This is a genomic window from Pseudomonas coleopterorum (genome assembly GCF_900105555.1).
GTDB classification, from domain to species: Bacteria; Pseudomonadota; Gammaproteobacteria; order Pseudomonadales; family Pseudomonadaceae; genus Aquipseudomonas; species Aquipseudomonas coleopterorum.
Window position 1 is genome coordinate 2,026,918 of sequence record NZ_FNTZ01000001.1, and the last position, 18,828, is coordinate 2,045,745.

Genomic DNA, 18,828 nt, shown 5'->3' on the forward strand with positions numbered 1-18,828 from the left:
TACCGCGGAGACCGCCGACGCGGCTCGCGCCGCTGCTACACAGAGCCTGTGGGTTGGGCAGTGTCATCGGGCTGCGGTTCAAACCGTCGGGTGACAGGGTCATTGGCGACGGTGGACCGTGTGCTCCAGCAGCACCTCCATGAGCGCGTGTGCGGCGGCCGAAAGCTTATGGTCCGGCAAGCGCATCAGACCGATTCGGCGCTCGACGCTGGGCGACTCCAGCGGCACACAGCGCGCCCCCAGCTCGTGCATCTGCTCGATGCACAGGGCCGGTACCGCGCTGACGCCCAGGCCATGGGCGACCATGCGCCCGATGGTGCTCAACTGGTGACTTTCGAACGCCACCGCCAACTTGCCGTGCTCCTCGCTGACGGCGCTTTCCAGCAGCAGGCGGACCGCGGAAGGTCGCTGCAGCGCGATGAAATCATGGGCCAGCAGGGTTGCCCACGTCAGTACCGGTTGCTCGGCTAGCGACGAATCGGCCGGCACCACGGCCACGAAGCGGTCGGTGTAGAAGGGCGTGAACACCAGGGACGAGGTGCTTTCCGGCTCGAAGCCGATGCCCAGCTCCACGCGGCGGTGACGAACCATCTCCACCACCTGTTCGTTGATCACGTCATGTACGGCGACATTGACCCGTGGATGGCGGTCGCGAAAGATCCGCAGGGCCCCAGGCAACAGGTTGCCGGCGAACGACGGCATGGCCGCGATGGACACCTTGCCCAATTGCAGGGTGAAGTGCTGGCGCAGCAACTCCTCGGTGTTGTCCCAATCCGCCAGCAGGCGTCGGGCCAGCGGCAGCAGGGCTTCGCCTTCGGGCGTCAGGCTGACGCTGCGCGTGGTACGGATCAGCAGCGCGCCGCCCAGGTCTTCTTCCAGACCCTTTATGGTCAGGCTCAGCGCAGGCTGGGACAGGTGCAACTTTTCGCCCGCCTGGGCAAAGCTCAGGGCCTGGGCCACGGCGAGAAAGGCGCGGAGCTGTTTGACGTTCATCTATTTGGAAAACCAATCAATACCGAAGAAAAACAAAATTAACAAATTAGCCGTGTGGGGAGAAGATACCTGCACCCACGCCGTCGCGGCACGGACGGCGCCATGACAAACAATAAAAGGCGAACGATCATGGCTGGACTCGATAAGCGAGTGGCAACCTACGCACAGGCGCTCGATGGCCTGCGCGATGGCATGACGGTATTGGCCGGCGGCTTCGGCCTGTGCGGCATTCCAGAGAACCTGATCGCCGAGATCAAGCGGCTGGGCGTGCGCGATCTCACGGTCGTGTCCAACAACTGCGGCGTCGACGGTTTCGGTCTGGGCGTACTGCTCGAAGACCGGCAGATCCGCAAGATGATCGCCTCCTACGTGGGCGAAAACGCGCTGTTCGAGCGGCAGTTGCTCGATGGCGAACTGGAAGTCGAGTTGACCCCTCAAGGCACCCTGGCCGAGAAGATGCGCGCTGGAGGCGCTGGCATCCCCGCATTTTTCACTGCTACCGGCTACGGCACACCGATTGCCGAAGGCAAGGAAGTGCGCGAATTCAATGGCCGCCAGTACATTCTGGAACAAGCCATCACCGGCGACTTCGCCATCGTCAAAGGCTGGAAGGCCGACCACTTCGGCAACGTGGTCTATCGTCATACCGCACAGAACTTCAATCCGCTGGCCGCGAGTGCCGGGCGCATCACCGTGGTCGAGGTCGAAGAGATCGTCGAGCCGGGCGTGCTGTTGCCCGAGCATATCCACACGCCAGGCATCTATGTCGACCGGGTGATTCAAGGCACCTTCGAGAAGCGCATCGAGAAGCGCACGCTCAAGGCCTGATCGTTTCCTTTCTGCGCTGTTTCCCACGAGGTTTTTTCCATGGCACTTACCCGCGAACAGATGGCCCAGCGCGTGGCGCGCGAACTGCAGGACGGTTACTACGTGAACCTGGGCATCGGCATCCCGACCCTGGTGGCCAACTACGTGCCACCTGGCATCGACGTGATGCTGCAATCGGAAAATGGCCTGCTCGGCATGGGCGAATTCCCTACCGAGGCTACCGTCGACGCCGACATGATCAATGCCGGCAAACAGACCGTGACCGCGCGCCTGGGCGCCTCCATCTTCGACTCGGCGCAGTCGTTCGCGATGATTCGCGGCGGCCATGTCGACCTCACCGTGCTCGGCGCCTTCGAGGTGGACGTGCAGGGCAACATCGCCTCCTGGATGATCCCCGGCAAGCTGGTCAAGGGCATGGGTGGGGCCATGGACCTGGTGGCCGGTGCGGAGAACATCATCGTCACCATGACCCACGCGTCCAAGGACGGCGAGTCGAAACTGCTGCCCGTCTGCACGCTGCCGCTGACCGGCGCTGGTTGCATTCGCAAGGTGCTGACCGACTTGGCTTATCTCGAGATCGAAGACGGTGCGTTCATCCTCAAGGAGCGCGCGCCTGGCGTCAGCATCGATGAAATCAAGGCGAAAACGGCCGGCAAGCTGATCATTGTCGACGATGTAATCGAAATGAGTTTCTGAAAACTTCCTGCCAACACCTGCAGCTCTCCAACTATAAAAACAAGGAAACACCACCATGTCCGCACACCTGGAAGAGAGCCGCTACGCTCGCTTCGCCCTGCGCTGTTCGAGCTGGGCCGAGCGCTGGTTCCCCGACTCCTACGTATTCGCCGCCGTGGCGGTGCTGCTGGTCGCATTGGGCGCGCTGGCCATCGGCGGCACGCCGACGGCCACGGCCACTGCGTTCGGCGACGGGTTCTGGAGCCTGATTCCTTTTACCATGCAGATGGCTTTCGTGGTGATCGGCGGTTACGTCGTCGCCAGCTCGCCGCCCGCCGTGAAACTCATCGACCGGCTGGCGCGCATCCCGCGCAATGGACGCTCGGCAGTGGCCTGGGTGGCGTTGATCTCCATGGTGGCGTCGCTGCTCAACTGGGGGCTGTCCCTGGTGTTCGGCGGCCTGTTGGTGCGCGCGCTGGCGCGCCGCACCGATCTGCGCATGGACTATCGCGCCGCCGGCGCTGCAGCGTACCTGGGTCTGGGCGCGGTCTGGGCCCTGGGCCTGTCATCGTCGGCGGCGCAGTTGCAGGCCAATCCGGCCAGCCTGCCGCCATCCATCTTGTCCATCACCGGTGTCATCCCGTTCACCCAAACCATTTTCCTCTGGCAATCAGGCGTACTGCTGCTGGCGCTGGTAGTGGTCTCGCTGGTGGTCGCCTATGCCACCGCGCCCGGCCCGAACTCGGCCCGTGATGCCCAGGCCTGCGGCGTCGACCCGGCTTTCAGCCTCCCGCCGCTGAGCAAGCGCAGCCGACCGGGCGAATGGCTGGAATACAGTCCGCTGATCACTATCTTCCTGGTGTTGCTCGCCGCAGGATGGCTGTTCCACGAGTTCTCCACCAAGCCGGCGATTACGGCCATCTCGGGGCTCAATACCTATAACTTCCTGTTCATCATGCTCGGCCTGCTGCTGCACTGGCGCCCGCGCAGCTTTCTCGATGCCGTGGCGCGTGCCGTGCCGACGACCACCGGTGTGCTGATTCAATTTCCCCTGTACGGCTCCATCGCCGCGATCATGACCACGGTCAAGGGCGGCGACGCGCAGACCCTGGCTCACCACATCTCGACCTTCTTCGTGCAGATCGCCTCCCACGATACCTATGCGATGCTCATGGGCGTGTATTCGGCGGTGTTGGGATTCTTCATCCCGTCGGGTGGGGGCAAATGGATCATCGAGGCGCCCTACGTCATGCAGGTGGCCAACGAGTTGCAGTACCACCTGGGCTGGGCGGTGCAGATCTACAACGCCGCCGAAGCCTTGCCGAACCTGATCAACCCGTTCTACATGCTGCCGTTGCTGGGTGTGTTGGGCCTGAAGGCACGCGACCTGATCGGCTTCTCGTTCGTGCAACTGCTGGTACACGCGCCGCTGGTGCTGTTCCTGCTCTGGGCGCTGGGGACAACGTTGACCTACATCCCACCCATGGCACCTTGACGCACCTCTGATCGGCCCTACGTTGATCGGGAATATCCTTCCGCCGGGCAATTGATTCCATGGCGGCCCTTGCACACCCAAGGCTGCTCGGGGTACACATCTAGGTTGAATGGGGGACAGGCTGGACGCCCCCCCATCGTGAACCGATGCAGGGAGATGTGGAAATGCTTGATAACGGCGCGGGCGGGGATACCGAGCAGAATGAACCCGTGGATCAGATCATCTTTCGAGAGATTCGCAATCTGCACACCGCCGCTTCCAGAGACCTGGATCAGGCTGCAGTGCAGATCATAGGCAAGGTCGAGAGGTTCAGGGAGCAGGGTTTGATCAGCTCGGAGGCCGCACGGCAGCTGATTTTCGACGTACGCAACGAGCGCAGCCGCATCAGCCGCTGAGCGGCCTTCGAAGGGGAGCGGCGATCAGCCGCCGGTGGTGTCGATATCGGCGTCCGTTTCCTTATCGTCCGCACTGGTCGAAGGATCGACTTCCGGCTCGGACTTGAAGCCCGGGCTGAAGCGATTGCCTTCGGCTGTGGTTGGATCGTTGGAATCAGTACGGATAGCGGGGTCAAGCGCCGGGTCGTTGGGCGTGGCGTTGGCCGCACTGCCGGTGTCACGGTCGACATCGTTTGGCGCAGGTGTCTTGTGTTCGCTCATATCATTCTCCCTAGGCTCAAGCGTGCAGGGTCAATCAGAGCTTGCCGCCTTCAGAGCCAGTCCCGTCACCCATGTCATGACTGCCGGATTCTGGCTTGGTCACCGCGCCGCCCATGGAGCTGCCTTCCGGGTTGCCGGTGTTCTGTGGCTTGATCTGAGTGCTGGTGCCGTCACGCGGCGCGCTGGAACCATCGGTGTTGCCATTGGGCATGTTGGTGCCAGTGCCGGACGGTACGCCTACGGCCGAGGGCACGGTGCCTTTGGCGGCGGGGTTGGTCGGACCGGTGCTGTTGTCGGCCATGGCCGGTACGGCAGCGGCGGCCAGCAGACCTGCCAACAGGGCTGCGTTGATGCGTTTCAGGCTTTTCATGGAGCTCTCCTTGTTCGTGTGAATGCGTCATGTATTGGGCTGCGGGCACACGTCAGTGGTGCCCGCGTGCCGACGAACGGCATGCCCGATAAATAAGCGTCGGCCGGGAAAGGCGCACTGCGGACACAGTCCGCAGTGGCAGGGTCAGGCGAGCAGTTGCGAGCCCAGCTGGAAGGCGACCCATACGGCGAGGATGGTGGCGAAGCCCAGGGCGATGTTCTCGAACCAGTTGTTGCGGTAGTTGCCAAGCAACTTCTTCTGGTTGGACATGATCAGCAGGCCGAGGGAGATCACCGGCAGGCCGATGATGTTCAGCGCATTCACGCCGATGGTCAGGGTGACGAAGTCAGGCATGCCCGGCAGCGACCACACCAGCGGCGTGACGAGGATGAACAGCAGGAACCACTTGTGCATCGGGTCGTGATGGAACTCCTTGCCATACTTCTCGCGACGCTCGGGACGGATGTGCTGGAAGGCATCGGTGATCAGCATGGGGAAGGCGGTCGTCTTGCCGGCGATGCTGGCGAACAGGGTGGCGAACACGCCGACGAAAAAGATCAACCAGCCGCCGGTGCCAAAGAACATCTGCAGCGCCGCGCCCAGGTCGTCCAGGGTTTTCACTTCGATCCCGTTGGGACGCAGGATTTCCGCGCCGACCACCCAGATGGCCAGGTTGATGATGATCCCGACGAACACCGCGAACAGCAGGTCGTTGCGCTGGATGCGCTTGTGTTCCGGGCCGACCCAGCCTTTCTGGCGCATCACGTAGGGGTGCACGAAGTTGGCGATCGAACCGGCCACCGCACCGATCACCGAAACGGCTACCAGTAGGGCACCGTGCACGCCTTCATCCGGCGGAATGCTGAAACCGATGGTTCCGGCCAGGATGCCGCCCACATCGGGTTTGGACATGATCGCCAGCGCCATGAACGCCAGGGTCATCAGGGCCAGCAAGCCTTTCATGACGCCTTCGATCAGCGAGTAGATGTTGCGACCCACCAGCAGCCACACGCCCAGTACCACGGCCAAGGAAGCGAGCAACGGCTGATTGATGTGCAGAAGGGTAGCCAGTGCTTCACCAGCGCCCTTGATCATGTACGCATTGGTCAGGTGACCCATGATCAGGGCGTACCCCAGCATGAACCAGGCGAAGAAGGGGTGCAGTTGCGCGTAGCCCTGCAGGATGGTCATGCCCTGGTTGTTGCACAGCTGGAAGCGGGCAATGATGTTGACGATGAGAAATCTGAGCAGCAGCGACACCGCCAGCACCCACATCATCGCGTAGCCATAGTTGGCGCCGGCCACGGAGGAGGTGATCAGGTCGCCTGCGCCGAGCCAGGACAGGACGGCAATGATGCCCGGTCCGACGATCTTGGCGAGCCTGCCCAGGCGAGTCGTGGGGGCGGCCGCCTTCTTTTCGAGCGAGTGGGTACTCGTCATGGGTGAATTCCCTTTGTTGTTTTTGTGGATGGAACAGTGGGTTATTCAAGCATGAGTTAGGATGTCATATGACCTGACGAGTTGCAAAAGGTGTAAGTGGATGTTTCCCTGCGTTCGCAGATGTTTCTGCGTGTGCCGGTGGCCCTCGCGAACTCCTGTAGCAGCGGCGCAAGCCGCGTCGGCGGTGCATGCGGTGTGCCTGAAGGAACGCGGTGATGCCGGACGCGGCTCGCGCCGCTGCTACAGGGGTTCGCGATCTGGACGGGGTCAACGGTGTTCTCGAGCCGCGTCGGGGGCGCATGCGGTGGACCTGAAGGACCGCGGTCCTATCGGAAGCGGCTGAACCAACAGGACGAATGGCCTTCTTATGAGCCTTAGCGCAAGAGGAATGCACCCATGTCGAAGATCATCGTCGATGACGCAACGCCCCCGGCCGATGCCAAGGCCGATGTGTTGATGTTCGGTACCCCCAAGGACCGTCTGGACTTTTACCGCAAGGAAATCCAGTACGAAACCTCCATCCTTTCCAACCGCACCGACGCCTACCTCTCCGCGCAGTCGTTCCTGGTCATCGCCTACGCGTCGTCCATGGCCAACCTGAACCCGGAGTGGGGCAAGCTTTTTACCCTGGTCGTGCCGCCATTGTTGGCGCTGTTCGGTCTGGTCAGTTCGCTGCATGCCTGGCCAGGCATTCGTTCGGCCTACGACATCATCGATCACTGGCACTTCAAGCAGAGCCAACTGCTCGACAGCGAGCCGGCCATGGGCGCGGCCTATGACGAATCACCGCTGTTCAGCGAGCGCGAGTCGAACGAGAAACGCTGGCGCGGGGCATTGATGTTCTCGATGAGGTCGCCGTTTCTGTTCAGCGTGCTGTGGGCGATACTCGGGGTTTTCGCCGTATATGCCCAGTACACCAATCCAGGTGGCTGAATGCAGAAGGCCCCTGCGATTGCAGGGGCCTTCGGGTGTAGCGGGTCAGCGGATCAACGCACCGAGCTTATCGCCTGCTGACGACTGCGCTCGTATTCCTGGGAATCCACCGCCGCAGCATCGGGTTTGCCCAGATCAGCCATGGGGATGCGGTAGGTCTCCTTGGCGGTGAACGCTGCCAGCGCTGCGATGCAGCACACACCCAGGGCCAGCGAGCCGACCACCATGGGAATGTTGGTGGAGCCGGGCGGTGCCATCGCCGCGAACAGGGCGGGCAACAGGGCGGTAATCAGGGTGCCGACGTTCTGCGAGATGGCCATGGCCGACACGCGATAGCGGGTCTGGAACAGCTCGGGGTAGAAGCTTGGGAACACCGCGTTGTAGCCCTGATAAAACACGCCCCACATCAGGATCGACATGCCGAACGCCAAGGGCACGTTGTGGATGCTGATCGCATACAGGTAGAAGAACGACAGAATGCCCGAGCTCAGCGCGCCACCGATGATCATCGGACGACGGCCGATGCGGTCGGAGAGGTTGCCCACGAAGGGAATCACGCACACCGCGACGATGTTGCCGACCACCGGAATCCACAGGTACACACTCTTGGCGAAACCGATGCCGTAGGCCGGTTGCACGGCGTAAGCCGCGCCGAAGATGGTGGCCACTACCGGAATGACGTTCATCAGCGCCATGCACATCACCAGGCCCATGTTGCGCCAGCTGTGCTTGAACGCCTCGACGACCGGGGATTTGGGGATGGCAGCGCGCGCTTCCACAGTTTCGAAAGCCGGGGTTTCATTGACTTCGCGACGGATGATATAGCCGGCGATCAGCACCACGGCACTGAGCAGGAACGGAATCCGCCAGCCCCACGAGTTGAACGCTTCATCCGGCATGAAGTAGGCCAGGGGGAGGAAGATCGCCGCAGCGAAGATCTGCCCGGCCTGTACGCCCTGCAAGGTGAAACTGGCGTAGTAGCCTCGTCTGCCGAAGGGCGCATGTTCGAGAATCATCGAACTGGCCCCGGAGATTTCCCCCGCCACTGCGAAGCCTTGGATCAAACGCAGCACCACCAGCATGGCCGGTGCCCAGAGGCCGACCTGGCTGTAGGTCGGCAGCAGGCCCACGGCCATGGTGGCGAACCCCATCAGGAACATGCACAGCAGCAAGACGTTCTTGCGGCCGCGCGTATCGCCCCAGTGGCCCAGGAAGAACGCACCGATGGGGCGGGCAACATAGCCCACGCCGTAGGTGGCCAGCGAGGCAACGATGGCGACCTTGGGGTCGGTGTTGGGGAAAAAGATCTGCGGGAAGATCAGCGCCGCGGCTTGGGCATAGATGAAGAAGTCGTAGTATTCCAGGGCGGAACCGACCCATCCGCTGGCGGTGGCCTTCTTGGTTTGCTGCGAGCCGTGCGATTCTGACTGAGCATGCGCCATGCTGTGTCTCCGTTGTTTTTATTATGAAGCATTGGAACCGTTGGCTTCGTTTCTACCCCTGGCAGGCAAGCTTGCGAGCGCGGGGAAGAGGCAAAACTAACTGGGTAGTTAATGTTTAGCAGTGGCGTCGAATGAGTGTCAATACGGCGGCACACGCGGGTTGCAGAGAGGATCCGTTCATTCTGCGAGCAAGACTGCCCCAAGTGACTCCGTGTTTCAATCGAAAGTGCCGGTCTAGAGCGGTTCGCCCATGGCTGAGCGGCGCCCCGGCGGTCGCTCTCATTGCCTAGCTTGCTTGGTATTGTAGCCGCTGATCGCACACATTTGTCGGCGGTCCACAAGCGGTGCAAGCCGCGTCGGCGGACGCCGCCGTGGGTCAGGCCAACTCCCGGACCAGGTTGCCCAGGGTCTGCATGGCCGCCAATTGCACCTTGTCCATCGGCGTGCCGTAATTCAGCCGAATGCAGTTGCCGAAACGGCCACTGGCCGAAAAGATCGGCCCCGGTGCGATGCTGATGCCTTGCGCCAGTGCGAGCCGGAACAACTGCAAAGAGTCGACCCGCGGCGGCAGCTCGAGCCAGAGAAAATAACCGCCGTCGGGGCGGCTCACTCGCGTCTCTTCGGGAAAATACCGCGCGATCGCCGCCATCATCGCGTGTTGCTGGCTTTGCAGCGCATCGCGCAACCGATGCAGATGGCGGTCGTAACCACCGTGCTGCAGATAATCGGCGATCGCCGCCTGACCCGGTACCGATGCGCAGATCGAGGTCATGATCTTCAACCGCTCGACCTTCTGCGCAAAGCGTCCGGCGGCCACCCAACCGATGCGATAGCCCGGTGCCAGGCTCTTGGCGAACGAACCGCAATGCAGCACCCAGCCGTCGCGGTCGTACGCCTTGGCCGGGCGTGGCGCGTGCTGGCCGAAGTAAAGCTCGGCGTACACGTCGTCCTCGATCAACGGCACCTGGTGCTGGTGCAACAGCTCCACCAATTGACGCTTGCGTGCGTCGGGCATGCTCGCGCCGACCGGGTTCTGGAAGGTCGGCATGCACCAGCAGGCCTTGATCGGCAGGCGTTGCAGGGCATTGGCCAGGGCATCCACATCGAGCCCCTCGCGCGGATGAGTGGGGATCTCCACGGCCTTGAGCTTGAGGCGCTCCAGCACTTGCAGGCAGGCATAGAAGGCCGGTGCTTCGATGGCTACCATGTCACCCGGCTCGGTCACCGCCTGCAGGCACAGGTTCAATGCTTCCAGCGCGCCGTTGGTGATCAGCAACTCTTCGACCGGCAGGGTCATCCCGGCGATGTTGTAGCGCAAGGCGATCTGCCGCCGCAGCTCCGGACTGCCGGGCGACAGATCCGTCACCGTTTCGCGCGGATGCATGGCGCGGCTGGTGCTGGCCAGAGAGCGGGCCAGACGCGGCAGGGGAAACAGCTCGGGGCTGGGGAATGCCGAACCCAGGGCGACCGTGTCCGGGTCTTTGATCGAATCGAGAATGGAGAACACCAGTTCGCTGACGTCGACATCGGTCGACTCCGCCAGTGTCTGCGTTTCCACCTGGGGTTCTTGCAGAGCACGCTCGGCCAGCGCATTGACGAAGTAACCCGAGCGGGGCCGGGCGCGAATCAGGCCTCGGCGCTCGAGCAGGTAGTACGCCTGGAACACCGTCGAAGGACTTATGCCCTGGGTCTGGCTGGCATGACGCACTGAAGGTACGCGCTCATCGGGCTTGAGCACGCCGGTGCGGATCAGCTCGGCAATGTGGGCGGCAAATGTCTCGTAGCGTTTCATTACCGGCCTGGCGGTCTTGGGCAGGTCTGTACTATGCCACCTGGACGGCCCCGCGCACAGCCGACAGACGTGACGGGCACCGTCTGCCTGCTGTCGGCGATGTTTCAGCCTTGCAGAGGCACAGGGTCGGTCGGTGGGTCGCCAACCGGTGTGGGTGGTACCGTGGGTAGCACGGGCACGCCCTCGGGTTCATCACTGGGCGATGACGGTGGCAGGTTGGGCTGGTCGATGTTGGGATCGGGGGTTCCGGGGGGAAGTGGAAGGCTCATGGCGCTACCTCTGCAAAGTGAAGGACAAGGAGGAAGAGTAGTGCCTGCGGTGGACACCACGGCGCATCATTTGGCTCCCTGGCGAGGACGCTGAAGCTGCAAAAGCATATGAACTTTCCCACCCGGCCCGGCTCCGAACCTAAGCGATTGAAAAACCCGATTCACTTCACCGCTTGCACAAGCACAACAGCGTCCAGGCGACGCACAGGAGCAAGGCTCGATGACGGCTGATCAGACTATCCCGACGGACCAGAACGCGACCGATGTACAGACGCCAGACCACGTGCTGAGCCTGTCCCAGGCGCTGCTGCTGCCACGGATCGTGATCGAAGACACTCAGCCTGCCATCGACGGTGGACAGTTCGCCGTCAAGGCCATCGTTGGCCAGACCGTCACGGTCAGCACCAAGGTCTATGCCGATGGCCACGACAAGTTGGCCGTGGTACTGCGTTGGCACGAGGCCGGCTCCGATACCTGGCACAGCACGACCATGCGCGAGCTGGGCAACGACAGCTGGGAAGCGGAGTTGCTCATCGACAGCGTCGGCACCTATGCCTACTGCATCGATGCCTGGATCGACCAGTTCGCCAGCTACCGTTACGAGCTGGAAAAGAAATTCGCCGCCGGCGTCACCATCGAGCTCGAACTGGAAGAAGGTCGCCTGCACCTCGAACAGGCCGCTGCGCGCAGCCAGGACACCCTGGCGCGCCAGCTGCGTCAGCTTCACGATGAACTGCAGGGGCTGGATCTGGACGCCAAGGTTGCGCTGCTGTTGCAGCGTGATACCCAGGCGCTGATGTCCCTGGCCGACCATCGAGCCTTCCTGTGCACCAGCATCGAATTCCCTCTGGACGTGGAACGGGAACTGGCGCAGTTTGCCAGCTGGTACGAGCTGTTCCCGCGTTCGATCACCGACGACAAGGCGCGCCATGGCACCTTCAATGACGTGCACAGCCGTCTGCCGATGATTCGCGACATGAACTTCGACGTGCTGTATTTCCCGCCGATCCATCCGATCGGCCGTGCGCACCGCAAGGGCCCGAACAACTCCCTGACTGCAGGCCCGGACGATCCCGGCAGCCCGTATGCCATCGGCAGCGCCGAAGGCGGACACGAGGCCATTCACCCGCAATTGGGTACCCGCGAAGACTTCCGCGCACTGGTGGCCGCTGCTGCCGAGCACGGTCTGGAAATCGCCCTGGATTTCGCCATCCAGTGTTCGCAGGATCACCTGTGGCTCAAGGAACATCCGGGCTGGTTCAGCTGGCGCCCGGACGGCACCATCCGCTACGCGGAAAACCCGCCGAAGAAATACCAAGACATCGTCAACGTTGATTTTTACGCAGCCGATGCCGTGCCGGGTCTGTGGACCGAGCTGCGCGATGTGGTCTGGGGTTGGGTCGAGGAGGGCGTGAAGATCTTCCGCGTCGACAATCCGCACACCAAGCCGCTGCCGTTCTGGCAATGGCTGATTGCCGACATCCGCAGCAAGGACCCCAGCGTGATGTTCCTGGCCGAGGCGTTCACCAAGCCTGCGATGATGGCGCGCCTGGGCAAGGTCGGGTATTCCCAGAGCTACACCTACTTCACCTGGCGCAACAGCAAGCCTGAGCTGACCACCTATTTCACTCAGTTGAACCAGGCACCCTGGGCCCACTGCTACCGGCCGAACTTCTTCGTCAATACGCCGGACATCAACCCGTTTTTCCTGCATGACAGCGGCCGCGCCGGGTTCCTCATCCGCGCCGCGCTGGCGACCATGGGCTCGGGCCTGTGGGGCATGTACTCGGGTTTCGAACTGTGTGAATCGGCGCCGATCCCCGGCAAGGAAGAGTACCTGGACTCGGAGAAATACGAGATCCGACCACGGGATTACACCGCGCCGGGCAACATCATTGCCGAGATTGCCCAGCTCAACCGTATCCGTCGTCAGAACCCGGCGCTGCAAACACATCTGGGCGTCGAGTTCTTTCAATGCTACAACGACAACATCCTGTATTTCGGCAAGCGCACGGCTGACCGCAGCAACTATGTACTGGTCGCGGTCAGCCTCGATCCGCACAACGTTCAGGAAGCCCATTTCGAGCTGCCATTGTGGGAGCTGGGGCTGGACGACAATGCATCCACCAATGGCGAAGACCTGATGACCGGGCACCGTTGGACGTGGCATGGCAAGACCCAGTTCATGCGGATCGACCCCGGCTACCAGCCGTTCGGTATCTGGAGGCTCACGCGCGTCGAGGTGTGAATACTCGTCTCGCGCTGCACCCTCGCTGTACGTTGCACTCCCGGCCACACGTTGCACTCAATGTGGCCTAGCCGCTCAAGACAGGGAAACACCAATGGCGAAAAAGCCTCGGTCGCAAGCGTTCATCGATGACCCGCTCTGGTACAAGGATGCGGTTATCTATCAGGTCCACGTCAAGTCGTTCTTCGACTCCGACAACGATGGCATCGGTGACTTTCCGGGGTTGATCGCCAAACTCGATTACATTGCCGATCTGGGCGTCAACACCATCTGGCTGTTGCCATTCTACCCCTCGCCGCGTCGCGACGATGGCTATGACATTGCCGAGTACAAGGCCGTGCACCCGGACTACGGCACCCTGGCCGACGCCCGTCGCTTCATCAACGAGGCGCACAAGCGTGGCTTGCGAGTAATCACCGAACTGGTGATCAACCACACTTCCGACCAGCACCCGTGGTTCCAGCGTGCGCGCAAGGCCAAGAAAGGCTCCAAGGCCCGCGATTTCTATGTGTGGTCCGACAGCGACGAGAAATACGACGGCACGCGGATCATCTTTCTGGACACCGAAAAGTCCAACTGGACCTGGGATCCTGTAGCCGGTCAGTATTTCTGGCACCGGTTCTATTCCCATCAGCCCGACCTGAATTTCGACAATCCGCAGGTGATGAAAGCGGTCATCGATGTGATGCGCTACTGGTTGGACATGGGCATCGACGGCCTGCGCCTGGATGCCATTCCGTACCTGATCGAGCGTGACGGCACCAACAACGAGAACCTGGTCGAGACCCATCAGGTGCTCAAGCAGATCCGTGCCGAGATCGATGCCAACTACCCCGATCGCATGCTGTTGGCCGAAGCCAATCAGTGGCCGGAAGATACCCAGCTGTATTTCGGCGAGGCGAAGGGCGACGACGGCGACGAATGCCACATGGCCTTCCACTTTCCGCTGATGCCGCGCATGTACATGGCGCTGGCCCAGGAAGACCGGTTTCCGGTCACCGACATCCTGCGTCAGACTCCGGCGATCCCGGCCAACTGCCAATGGGCGATCTTTCTGCGCAACCACGATGAACTGACCCTGGAAATGGTCACCGATCGTGAACGCGACTACCTGTGGAACTACTACGCCGCCGACAGCCGCGCGCGGATCAATCTCGGCATTCGTCGTCGCCTGGCGCCGCTGCTGGAACGGGACCGCCGCCGCGTCGAGCTGCTCAACAGCCTGCTGTTGTCCATGCCCGGTACACCGACCCTGTATTACGGTGACGAAATCGGCATGGGCGACAACATCTACCTGGGCGATCGGGACGGCGTGCGCACGCCGATGCAGTGGTCGATCGACCGTAACGGCGGCTTCTCCCGCGCCGACCCGGCCAGCCTGGTATTGCCGCCGATCATGGATCCGCTGTATGGCTACCAGTCGGTCAACGTCGAGACCCAGGCCAACGATCCGCACTCGCTGCTCAACTGGACCCGGCGCATGCTCGCCGTGCGCCGCCAGCAGAAAGCGTTCGGCCGGGGCAGTCTGACCATGCTCACGCCGACCAACCGACGCATTCTTGCCTACGTGCGCGAATACACCGGTAGCGATGGCAAGACCGAGATCGTGTTGTGTGTCGCCAACGTCTCGCGTGCCGCCCAAGCGGCTGAATTGGATCTGTCCCAGTACGCCGGCATGGTGCCGGTGGAAATGCTCGGTGGCAGCGCCTTCCCACCCATCGGTCAGCTGAATTTTCTGCTGACCTTGCCACCCTACGGCTTCTATTGGTTCCTGCTGGCCAGCGAAACCCAGATGCCGAGTTGGCACGTCGAACCGGCCCAAAGCATGCCTGACTTCCAGACCCTGGTGTTGAAACAACGGATGGAGGAGTTGCTCGACGAGCCGTCGCGCAGCACTCTGGAACACACGTCATTGATGCAGTACCTGCCCAAGCGCCGCTGGTTCGGTGGCAAGGACGTTGCCATCGACAACCTGCGCATCGCCTATGGCGTGCGCTTCGGCACCGCGCAGAATCCGGTGCTGTTCAGCGAGCTGGAAGTCACAGCCGGTGGGCAGACCAGCCGCTACCAGTTCCCTTTCGGCTTCATCCCCGAAGACCACAGCGGTTCGCCGCTGCCGTTGCAACTGGCGCTGTCGCGGGTTCGACGCGGCCGTGAAGTCGGCTTGATCACCGATGCCTTTGTGCTGGAAAGCTTCATCCATTCGGTGATCGAAGGGCTGCAGGTGCAGAAGACGTTGTCCAGCGCCGAAGGCGAGATCCGCTTTCAGGCCACCGATCACCTGGCAGCGTTGAAGCTGGACCAGAGCTCGGTCATCCGCTACCTGTCGGCCGAGCAGTCCAACAGTTCGGTGGTGGTCGGCGGTAGCCTGGTGTTGAAGATGATCCGTCGCGTGAGTGGCGGCATTCACCCCGAGCTTGAGATGGGCGCCTACCTGACCGCTGCCGGCTACGCCAATATTTCGCCTCTGATGGGCTCGGTCAGCCGTGTAGATGCCAGCGGCACCCCGCACCTGTTGATGATTGCCCAGGGCTACCTGAACAATCAGGGAGATGCTTGGGAGTGGACCCAGAACAACCTCGAACGCGCCATTCGCGATGAAATGGCCTTCGCCCATGCCGAGCAGGGCCAGCGCTACGACGCCTTGGGCGAACTGGCCGACTTTGCCGCCATGTTGGGCCAACGCCTGGGCGAGATGCATGTGGCCCTGGCCGCACCCGGTGCGCAGGCTGATTTCCTGGCCCGCGTGAGCACCGAGAAAGACGCTCAGAGCTGGACCGCGAGTATCTCCAGCCAGGTCGAACGGGCGCTGAACCTGCTCGAACAGCGTCGCGCCGATTTCGCCGAGCAGGATCAGGCTCTGGTGGCCGAACTGTTGAGCGAGCGCGAGACGCTGCTGGCCCATGTGCAGCAACTCAGCCAGCAGGCCATCGGTGGCTTGATCATGCGTGTGCACGGCGACCTGCACCTGGGTCAGATGCTGGTGGTGCAGGGCGATGCCTACCTGATCGACTTCGAAGGCGAGCCGGCTCGGCCCCTCGAAGAGCGTCGAGCCAAATACAGCCCTTACAAAGACGTCGGCGGCGTGCTGCGCTCCTTTGACTACGCGGCGGCCATGGCCGTGCGCAATGTCCAGAGCACGGACGCCTCCGATGAAGCGGCGCTGGCGCGTCAGCGCGTGGCCAAGCGTTACCTGGCAGAAGCCCGTCAAGCCTTCATCGGCGCCTATGACCTGGCGACCCAGGCCGTGCCCCATCAGTGGCAGAACCCTGAGGGTGCCCGCGCTGCACTGGATTTGTTCAGCCTTGAAAAGGCTGCCTACGAGATCGCTTATGAAGCGGAGAATCGCCCGAGCTGGTTGGCCGTGCCCTTGCACGGACTGTTCGGGCTCTTGAGTACGAGGGAGAATAAGCAATGAGTGCGCACAGCGAACAGGGCAAGCGTGATGTTGGCGCGTTGCCGGCAAAAGCCGATATCGAGGCGCTGATCCGTGCCGATCATTCCGATCCGTTCTCGGTTCTGGGTGCCCACAGCGACGGTGGCACGGGCAGCTACATCCGTGCCTATTTGCCGACCGCATTGAGCGTACAGGTACTGGCCAAGGACGGTGGTCATCCGTTGACCACGCTCGACCAGGGCGATGTCCCTGGCCTGTTCACCGGCCACATCGAGCAAAGCCAGCCGTACCTGCTGCGCGTGCAGTGGGCCGGTGGTGTGCAGGTCAGTGAAGATCCGTACAGCTACGGCAACTTGCTGGGCGACATGGACATCTATCTGTTTGCCGAGGGCAAGCACCGCAACCTGGGCAGCGTATTCGGTGCGCAGTTCATCGAGATCGACGGTGTCCAGGGCACCCGCTTTGCCGTTTGGGCACCCAACGCCAAGCGCGTTTCGGTGGTTGGCGACTTCAACGTCTGGGACGGCCGTCGCCATCCGATGCGTCAGCGCTTTCCATCTGGGGTCTGGGAACTGTTCATCCCGGCGCTGCAACCGGGGGAGCCGTACAAGTACGAAATTCTCGGGCAGCACGGCATCTTGCCGTTGAAGGCCGACCCCATCGCGCTGTGCACCGAGCTGCCGCCGTCGACCGCGTCGCGAGTGGCCAAGCCGATGCAGTTTGCCTGGGACGATGACGCCTGGCTCGACGTTCGTGCCGAACGTCACGCCATCGGTGCGCCGCAGTCTATCTATGAGCTGCATGCCGGTTCGTGGATGTGCGAACTCGATGAAGCGGGTGAAGTGGTTCGTCCGTACAACTGGCACGAATTGGCGGAGCGCCTGATCCCCTACGTGCAGAAGATGGGGTTCACCCACATCGAACTGCTGCCGATCATGGAGCATCCGTTCGGTGGGTCGTGGGGCTACCAGCCGCTGTCCCAATTCGCACCGTCGGCTCGCTATGGCACACCGGAAGACTTCGCGGCATTCGTCAATGCCTGCCACAAAGCCGAAATCGGCGTGATACTCGACTGGGTACCTGCGCATTTCCCGACCGACGAACACGGTCTGGCGCGCTTCGATGGCACGGCGCTGTACGAGTACGACAACCCGCTGGAAGGCTTTCACCAGGATTGGAATACGCTGATCTATAACCTGGGCCGCACTGAAGTCCACGGTTTCATGATCGCGTCCGCTGTGCATTGGCTCAAGCACTTCCATATCGACGGGCTGCGTGTGGATGCCGTGGCGTCGATGCTGTACCGCGACTATTCGCGCAAGGCCGGCGAATGGATTCCCAATCAATACGGCGGTCGAGAAAACCTGGAAACCATCGCGTTCCTGCGTCACCTCAACGATGTGGTGAAACAGGAGGCACCGGGTGCCATGGTGATTGCCGAAGAATCCACGGCATGGCCGGGTGTCACCCAGCCGACCCAAGAGGGTGGCCTGGGCTTCGACTACAAGTGGAACATGGGCTGGATGCACGATACGCTCAACTACATCCAGAACGACCCGATCCACCGGCCGCATCACCACAGCCAACTGAGCTTTGGTCTGGTGTATGCCTACTCCGAGCACTTCGTGTTGCCGATCTCCCATGACGAAGTGGTGCACGGCAAGCATTCGCTGATCGACAAGATGCCGGGCGACCGTTGGCAGCAATTCGCCAATCTGCGGGCCTACCTGACGTTCATGTGGACCCACCCGGGCAAGAAGCTGCTGTTCATGGGCTGCGAATTCGGCCAGTGGCGCGAGTGGAACCACGACCATCAGTTGGACTGGTACCTCACGCAGTATTCGGAGCACTCGGGTGTGCAGCAGCTGGTCGCCGACTTGAATCGGTTGTACCGCGACGTCCCGGCCCTGCACCAGCAGGACTGCCAGCCTGAAGGCTTCCAGTGGATCATCGGTGATGACGCCACCAACAGCGTCTTTGCCTGGCTGCGCTGGAGCGCTAGCGGCGAGCCGGTACTGGTGGTCGCCAACTTCACCCCGGTGCCACGCGAGAGCTACACCGTGGGCATACCGTTTGGCGGTGAGTGGGAAGAGCTCCTCAACAGCGATGCGGAGCAATACGCCGGTTCCAACTACGGCAATGGCGGCAAGGTGTTTGCCAGCGAGGAGGGCAGCCATGGTCAGCCGCACTCGATCACCCTCAATCTGCCACCGCTGGGCGTGCTGATCCTGCGTCCTACTCGAGCCGATATCCAGGGCTGATGCCAACGAAAAGGGGCTTCTTCAAGAAG

The 18,828-nt window shown here is 62.0% G+C and carries 15 protein-coding genes; 8 read left to right on the forward strand and 7 right to left on the reverse strand.

The features are described from left to right. Positions 1-99 precede the first annotated feature (99 nt). Positions 100-993 carry a LysR family transcriptional regulator gene (locus BLV18_RS09195; RefSeq protein ID WP_090357917.1) on the reverse strand — a complete coding sequence of 298 codons (894 nt, stop codon included), beginning with the start codon at positions 991-993 and terminating at the stop codon, positions 100-102. A gap of 129 nt (positions 994-1,122) precedes the next feature. Between BLV18_RS09195 and BLV18_RS09200 the strand changes: the two genes are divergently transcribed. The 4 genes from BLV18_RS09200 (at position 1,123) to BLV18_RS09215 (ending at position 4,386) form a co-directional block, all read left to right on the forward strand. Continuing rightward, entirely contained in the window at positions 1,123-1,821 is a 699-nt protein-coding gene (locus BLV18_RS09200; protein ID WP_049860137.1) for a CoA transferase subunit A, read from the forward strand. Between the two features lie 39 nt (positions 1,822-1,860). Then, entirely contained in the window at positions 1,861-2,517 is a 657-nt protein-coding gene (locus tag BLV18_RS09205) for a CoA transferase subunit B (RefSeq protein ID WP_090357919.1), read from the forward strand. Between the two features lie 55 nt (positions 2,518-2,572). Next, entirely contained in the window at positions 2,573-3,991 is a 1,419-nt protein-coding gene (locus tag BLV18_RS09210) for a short-chain fatty acid transporter (RefSeq protein ID WP_090357922.1), read from the forward strand. 164 nt (positions 3,992-4,155) lie between these two features. Then, positions 4,156-4,386, forward strand: a complete 231-nt coding sequence (locus BLV18_RS09215; protein ID WP_049860139.1) for a hypothetical protein — start codon at positions 4,156-4,158, stop codon at positions 4,384-4,386. Positions 4,387-4,410: 24 nt separating this feature from the next. On the opposite strand, the gene BLV18_RS09220 is transcribed toward BLV18_RS09215, so the two are convergent. The 3 genes from BLV18_RS09220 to BLV18_RS09230 all read right to left on the reverse strand — a co-directional run bounded on the left by BLV18_RS09220 (position 4,411) and on the right by BLV18_RS09230 (position 6,457). After that, on the reverse strand, positions 4,411-4,647 hold the full coding sequence (locus BLV18_RS09220) for a hypothetical protein (protein WP_090357924.1): 237 nt from the start codon (positions 4,645-4,647) through the stop codon (positions 4,411-4,413). Between the two features lie 34 nt (positions 4,648-4,681). After that, entirely contained in the window at positions 4,682-5,017 is a 336-nt protein-coding gene (locus tag BLV18_RS09225) for a hypothetical protein (protein ID WP_049860141.1), read from the reverse strand. Positions 5,018-5,161: 144 nt separating this feature from the next. After that, positions 5,162-6,457: an Nramp family divalent metal transporter gene (locus tag BLV18_RS09230; RefSeq protein WP_090357926.1), complete on the reverse strand. Its 1,296-nt coding sequence runs from the start codon at positions 6,455-6,457 to the stop codon at positions 5,162-5,164. A 396-nt stretch (positions 6,458-6,853) separates the two neighbouring features. Between BLV18_RS09230 and BLV18_RS09235 the strand changes: the two genes are divergently transcribed. Next, positions 6,854-7,390, forward strand: a complete 537-nt coding sequence (locus tag BLV18_RS09235) for a hypothetical protein (RefSeq protein WP_090357928.1) — start codon at positions 6,854-6,856, stop codon at positions 7,388-7,390. Positions 7,391-7,443: 53 nt separating this feature from the next. Here BLV18_RS09235 and BLV18_RS09240 read toward each other — a convergent pair whose 3' ends face one another. The 3 genes from BLV18_RS09240 to BLV18_RS22340 all read right to left on the reverse strand — a co-directional run bounded on the left by BLV18_RS09240 (position 7,444) and on the right by BLV18_RS22340 (position 10,893). Further along, the gene (locus BLV18_RS09240; RefSeq protein ID WP_049860144.1) at positions 7,444-8,832 is read right to left on the reverse strand and encodes an MFS transporter; all 1,389 of its coding nucleotides are present in this window, start codon (positions 8,830-8,832) and stop codon (positions 7,444-7,446) included. A 376-nt stretch (positions 8,833-9,208) separates the two neighbouring features. Continuing rightward, a complete protein-coding gene (gene mapR / locus BLV18_RS09245) occupies positions 9,209-10,624 on the reverse strand; it encodes a GntR family transcriptional regulator MpaR (protein WP_090357930.1) in 1,416 nt (471 codons plus the stop codon). A gap of 104 nt (positions 10,625-10,728) precedes the next feature. Further along, on the reverse strand, positions 10,729-10,893 hold the full coding sequence (locus BLV18_RS22340) for a hypothetical protein (protein WP_167375923.1): 165 nt from the start codon (positions 10,891-10,893) through the stop codon (positions 10,729-10,731). 220 nt (positions 10,894-11,113) lie between these two features. Here BLV18_RS22340 and BLV18_RS09250 point away from each other — a divergent pair, with 220 nt between their 5' ends. The 3 genes from BLV18_RS09250 to glgB all read left to right on the forward strand — a co-directional run bounded on the left by BLV18_RS09250 (position 11,114) and on the right by glgB (position 18,799). Then, on the forward strand, positions 11,114-13,141 hold the full coding sequence (locus BLV18_RS09250; protein WP_090357931.1) for an alpha-1,4-glucan--maltose-1-phosphate maltosyltransferase: 2,028 nt from the start codon (positions 11,114-11,116) through the stop codon (positions 13,139-13,141). A gap of 94 nt (positions 13,142-13,235) precedes the next feature. Then, positions 13,236-16,559, forward strand: a complete 3,324-nt coding sequence (treS, locus tag BLV18_RS09255; protein WP_090357933.1) for a maltose alpha-D-glucosyltransferase — start codon at positions 13,236-13,238, stop codon at positions 16,557-16,559. Continuing rightward, positions 16,556-18,799, forward strand: coding sequence for a 1,4-alpha-glucan branching protein GlgB (gene glgB, locus BLV18_RS09260; RefSeq protein ID WP_090357935.1), 2,244 nt, complete (start codon positions 16,556-16,558; stop codon positions 18,797-18,799). Before treS ends, glgB begins: the two co-directional genes overlap by 4 nt. Positions 18,800-18,828: the final 29 nt, after the last annotated feature.

Excerpts from the sequence above, each read along its gene's own strand:
- BLV18_RS09210 (WP_090357922.1), top strand. The coding sequence starts at position 2,573 with ATGTCCGCACACCTGGAAGAGAGCCGCTACGCTCGCTTCGCCCTGCGC.
- BLV18_RS09205 (WP_090357919.1), top strand. The coding sequence starts at position 1,861 with ATGGCACTTACCCGCGAACAGATGGCCCAGCGCGTGGCGCGCGAACTG.
- BLV18_RS09215 (WP_049860139.1), top strand. The coding sequence starts at position 4,156 with ATGCTTGATAACGGCGCGGGCGGGGATACCGAGCAGAATGAACCCGTG.
- BLV18_RS09240 (WP_049860144.1), bottom strand. The coding sequence starts at position 8,832 with ATGGCGCATGCTCAGTCAGAATCGCACGGCTCGCAGCAAACCAAGAAG.
- BLV18_RS22340 (WP_167375923.1), bottom strand. The coding sequence starts at position 10,893 with ATGAGCCTTCCACTTCCCCCCGGAACCCCCGATCCCAACATCGACCAG.
- BLV18_RS09225 (WP_049860141.1), bottom strand. The coding sequence starts at position 5,017 with ATGAAAAGCCTGAAACGCATCAACGCAGCCCTGTTGGCAGGTCTGCTG.
- treS (WP_090357933.1), top strand. The coding sequence starts at position 13,236 with ATGGCGAAAAAGCCTCGGTCGCAAGCGTTCATCGATGACCCGCTCTGG.
- BLV18_RS09250 (WP_090357931.1), top strand. The coding sequence starts at position 11,114 with ATGACGGCTGATCAGACTATCCCGACGGACCAGAACGCGACCGATGTA.
- glgB (WP_090357935.1), top strand. The coding sequence starts at position 16,556 with ATGAGTGCGCACAGCGAACAGGGCAAGCGTGATGTTGGCGCGTTGCCG.
- BLV18_RS09195 (WP_090357917.1), bottom strand. The coding sequence starts at position 993 with ATGAACGTCAAACAGCTCCGCGCCTTTCTCGCCGTGGCCCAGGCCCTG.
- BLV18_RS09220 (WP_090357924.1), bottom strand. The coding sequence starts at position 4,647 with ATGAGCGAACACAAGACACCTGCGCCAAACGATGTCGACCGTGACACC.
- BLV18_RS09230 (WP_090357926.1), bottom strand. The coding sequence starts at position 6,457 with ATGACGAGTACCCACTCGCTCGAAAAGAAGGCGGCCGCCCCCACGACT.
- BLV18_RS09200 (WP_049860137.1), top strand. The coding sequence starts at position 1,123 with ATGGCTGGACTCGATAAGCGAGTGGCAACCTACGCACAGGCGCTCGAT.
- mapR (WP_090357930.1), bottom strand. The coding sequence starts at position 10,624 with ATGAAACGCTACGAGACATTTGCCGCCCACATTGCCGAGCTGATCCGC.
- BLV18_RS09235 (WP_090357928.1), top strand. The coding sequence starts at position 6,854 with ATGTCGAAGATCATCGTCGATGACGCAACGCCCCCGGCCGATGCCAAG.